The sequence below is a fragment of the Streptomyces sp. NPDC057654 genome (assembly GCF_042800135.1).
Taxonomy (GTDB): domain Bacteria; phylum Actinomycetota; class Actinomycetes; order Streptomycetales; family Streptomycetaceae; genus Streptomyces.
This window is the reverse complement of sequence record NZ_JBHVHQ010000892.1, coordinates 1-3,467: the sequence shown is the minus strand read 5'-3', so window position 1 is coordinate 3,467 and position 3,467 is coordinate 1. Positions and strand designations below refer to the sequence as shown.

The window sequence follows — 3,467 nt, the reverse complement described above, 5'->3', positions numbered from 1 at the left end:
GCGCGGTGACCGGCGCGGCGACCCGCTGGACGGCCCTCGCGGTCCTGGTCCAGACGACCTCGCTGGCGACGGCCGCCCCGGCCTGGCCGGCCGCTCCCCCGCCGAGCGCCCGCGCGCCCGCCGCGCCGTCCCCCGCCGCCACGCCGGAACCGCGCGCCGCTCCCGCCCCGGCCCCGGCCGCTGCCCAGGAGTCCGCTCCGGACGGCGAGCGCTGTCGGCGCGCCGCGCTCCCCCGCGCACCGGGCCCGGCGTCGGCACGCGAGGCCGCCTCCGCGCTGGCCGACTGCCTGACCGGGGGCCGCCGCCCGGACCTGCCCGCGCACGGCGGGCCGGGCGTCTCGCTCACCGCCCGGACCATGACGGTGACGGGCCTGCTGTGCCCGCTCCTGCCGCTCGCCCACGGCGTGTGCCGGGCCGAGTCCGTCGTTCTCGACGACCCGGTGGTGTCCTACGGCGGCGACCATGAACTGTGCACGTCGGCGCGGCGGTTGACGGTCCGCGGCACGGTGCGGCTGCGCGCCGAGTGGCTCACCGGCCGCGTCTTCGGCCTGCTCCCCGTGGGCTTCTCCACCCGCGTCCTGCCGCCGGTTCCCGTGCCGTACGTGCGGCTCACCGGCGTCCGCGCCCTCGGCATCGCGCTGAGCGCCGACGGCATCCGCGGCGACCGCGTGACCATGGGCACCGGCGGCGAGTGCGGCTGACGGCCTGACGGCTCCCGTCGGCCGGGTCCGGGGCCGGAACGGGGCAGCGCCACTCAGGGGCTCAGCGGCAGCGGGACGTCCGTCAGGCGCACGACCGCCCGGCCGGGGCGGCCCGGCGCGCACTGGAGGCCGGGGATGATGACGGCCGCCGCGGCGGCGGTGCGGAGCGGGACCTCGCGCCCGTACGGCCAGGACGCCCCCGTACCCACCGGCCCGTCGGCCGACCGCCGGGGCTCCGGCATGGCCCGGTGCTCCGGCGGCCGGGCCCGGCCCGCGGCGGCCTGGATGGCGGGGACCAGGCGCCGCAGGTGCAGCGCGTAGCCCCGTGCCGAGGGGTGCAGGCCGTCGGCGCACAGCAGGTCCCGCCCGGGTTCGGCACCGAGGTCGAGATGGTGGTCGAACAGCGAGACCGACTGGGCTCCGCAGCGCAGCGCGGCGTGGGTCTGGGCGCGGGCGAGCCGGCGGCTGCGGCGGGCCGTGAGCGACCGGGCCCAGCGCCGTACGGCGGGCTGCTGGCGCACGTACGGGCAGGTCGCGATCGTCACGGACCAGCCCGCGTCGGTGAGCCGCCGCAGCTCGCCCTCCAGGTGGCGCGCGGCGGTCCGGGTCCGTACGGGCGCCAGGACGTCGCTGGTGCCGATGGCGACGACGGCGACGCCGGGGTGGGCGAGCATCATCCGGTCCACCTGACGGCTCAAGGAGCCGCTGAGCGCCCCGAAGCGGGCCAGCACCCGGAGTTCGACGCGGCGGGCGGCGGCCTTCGACAGCGCGGTGGCCAGGACCGATCCGACGGTCTCGGGGCGGCGTTCGACTCCGATGGACAGTGCGGCCGAGTCCCCGAGGAGGACGAGCCGCAGCGGTTCGCCGGGCCCGTCGCCGTACGTGCCGGAGCAGGCCACCTCGGACTGCCGGCCGGGCTCCTCGCCGCGAGCGAGCACCGCCGCCGCCCAGAGCCTCGACAGCGCTTTCCCGACAGGGCCCAGCCGGGCGGGCCGGGCGGTCATGTGATCTCCAAGAACGTTTGTGGATTCATCATCGGTCCGAATTCATGATGAGAAGTGGCAAGGGGTCGGCATGGATCAAGAACTACCCGCAATCGTCAATCCATGACGCCGAACCACACACCATCATGTGTTGAAAGTGTTGAAAGCCCGGTGCGGCGGAAATATGGCTCCGCGCACGGTCCAATGCGCCCTTTCACGCCCCGTCGCAGCTGTGAGATGAATGAGGAGAGCTGCCCCGCCGCAGCGGCCGGAGCACGCGTCGCGCATCGCCTCCGGCCCTGCCGCCCGGCAGTCGGCCCGTAATGATGATTTGCGGTTTACCGGAGGCATGATGGCCGAACGACGGTGCCCCAATGAGCGATTGCGCGCGCTGCTGCGCGAGGCTGGATGGACCCATGAGGCATTCGCCCGGGCGGTCAATTCGGTCGGCTCGGAGATCGGGCTGAGCCTCGCGTACGACCGCAGCTCCGTATCGCACTGGCTGGCGGGCACCCGGCCGAACGCCCCCGTGCCGCAGTTGATCGTCGAGGCGCTCACGCGCAGGACGGGACGGGCGATGACGGTGAGCGCGGCGGGGTTCGAGGAGACGCCTCCCCAGCCTCCTCCGTCACCCCGGTGTCCCCAGGAACCGCCTGCCGCCGCCCGGCGGTCCGGCGCCGCCGAGACCGTCAACGCCCTTGCCGTGCTGAGCCGGCAGGACACGGACCCCGTGACGCGGGCGCCGCTGCTGCTGCGCCCGTTCCGGGCGGCGGTGTCGCACGTGCCGGTCTGGGCGGAGCCGCCGGACGGCGGGGCGGAGCCGCTGTCCGCCGAGCGCATGCGCGTCGGGCCGTCCGAAGTCACGGTGCTGCGCGGCGCGGTGCGCTTCTTCGCCTCCTCGATGGAGGCGCACGGGGGCGCACACGCCCGGGTGGCGCTGGCCGCCTGCATCGCGGACACGGCCGTGCCGTGGCTGCGCGCACCGGGTCCGCAGGACGTACGCGACACGCTGCGCACCGAGACCGCCCGGCTCGCGTTCGTCCTGGCCCGGATGCACTCCGACATGTCGGGGCACGGCCTGGCGCAGCGGTATCTGCGGCTCGCCATGGAACTCGCCAACCAGACCCGCGACCGGGTCACTTGGGCCGTGGCGCTGCGCGCGATAGGCGCTCAGTCCCTGGCCCTGGGGCACCACCGGACCGCGCTGCACTGCGTGGAGGGGGCGGTCGAGGCGCTGCCCGCGCACACCCCGCACGCGGTACGGGCTTTCACCCTGGCCCAGTTGGCGCTGACCCGTGCGGCCATCGGCGACAAGCACGCGGCGCTGGCCGCGCTCGCGGCCGCCGAACGCGCCGGGGAGCGCTCCTGGGACCACTCCGGCGACCGGCCGCCGGAGGACGGGCCCTTCGGGCACTACCCGCCCTCGGCGCTGGCGTTCCAGACCGCCGAGACGCTGCACCGGCTGGGGCAGCTCACGGCGGCGTCCCGCGCGCTGGAGCAGTCGCTGCGCCACCGTGCCCCCGCGGATCGCCGGGGCCGCGCGCTGACCTTGGCGCGGCAGGCGGAAGTCCTGCTGGAGATGGGCCAGTTGGAGGAGGCGTGTGCGATCTGGCGGGAGTTCCTGCGGGCCGGCGACGGGCTGCGCTCCCACACGGTGGGCAGCGCGGTCCAGTCGATGCGCGCGGGCCTCACGCCGTACCGGGGGCACCCGGCGCTCCACGGCTTGCAGCCGGGGGCTCCGCACGCCGCGGCCCGGTGAGGGGTTGGGGGTTCTTGCCGGGGG

3 protein-coding genes are annotated in these 3,467 nt (G+C 76.0%); 2 read left to right on the top strand and 1 reads right to left on the bottom strand.

Going from position 1 to position 3,467, the window contains the following annotated elements; genetic code table 11:
- Positions 1-701, top strand: a 701-nt coding sequence (locus ACFU99_RS37805) for a hypothetical protein (RefSeq protein WP_384401467.1), incomplete at its 5' end; no start/stop codon positions are given.
- A 53-nt stretch (positions 702-754) separates the two neighbouring features.
- Here the strand turns inward: ACFU99_RS37805 and ACFU99_RS37800 are convergent.
- Entirely contained in the window at positions 755-1,705 is a 951-nt protein-coding gene (locus ACFU99_RS37800; protein ID WP_384401464.1) for a GDSL-type esterase/lipase family protein, read from the bottom strand.
- A 331-nt stretch (positions 1,706-2,036) separates the two neighbouring features.
- Between ACFU99_RS37800 and ACFU99_RS37795 the strand changes: the two genes are divergently transcribed.
- Positions 2,037-3,443, top strand: a complete 1,407-nt coding sequence (locus tag ACFU99_RS37795) for a hypothetical protein (protein WP_384401461.1) — start codon at positions 2,037-2,039, stop codon at positions 3,441-3,443.
- Positions 3,444-3,467: the final 24 nt, after the last annotated feature.

Bases quoted from the DNA above. Each gene is read 5' to 3' on its own strand.
- ACFU99_RS37800 (WP_384401464.1), bottom strand. From the start codon at position 1,705: ATGACCGCCCGGCCCGCCCGGCTGGGCCCTGTCGGGAAAGCGCTGTCG.
- ACFU99_RS37795 (WP_384401461.1), top strand. From the start codon at position 2,037: ATGGCCGAACGACGGTGCCCCAATGAGCGATTGCGCGCGCTGCTGCGC.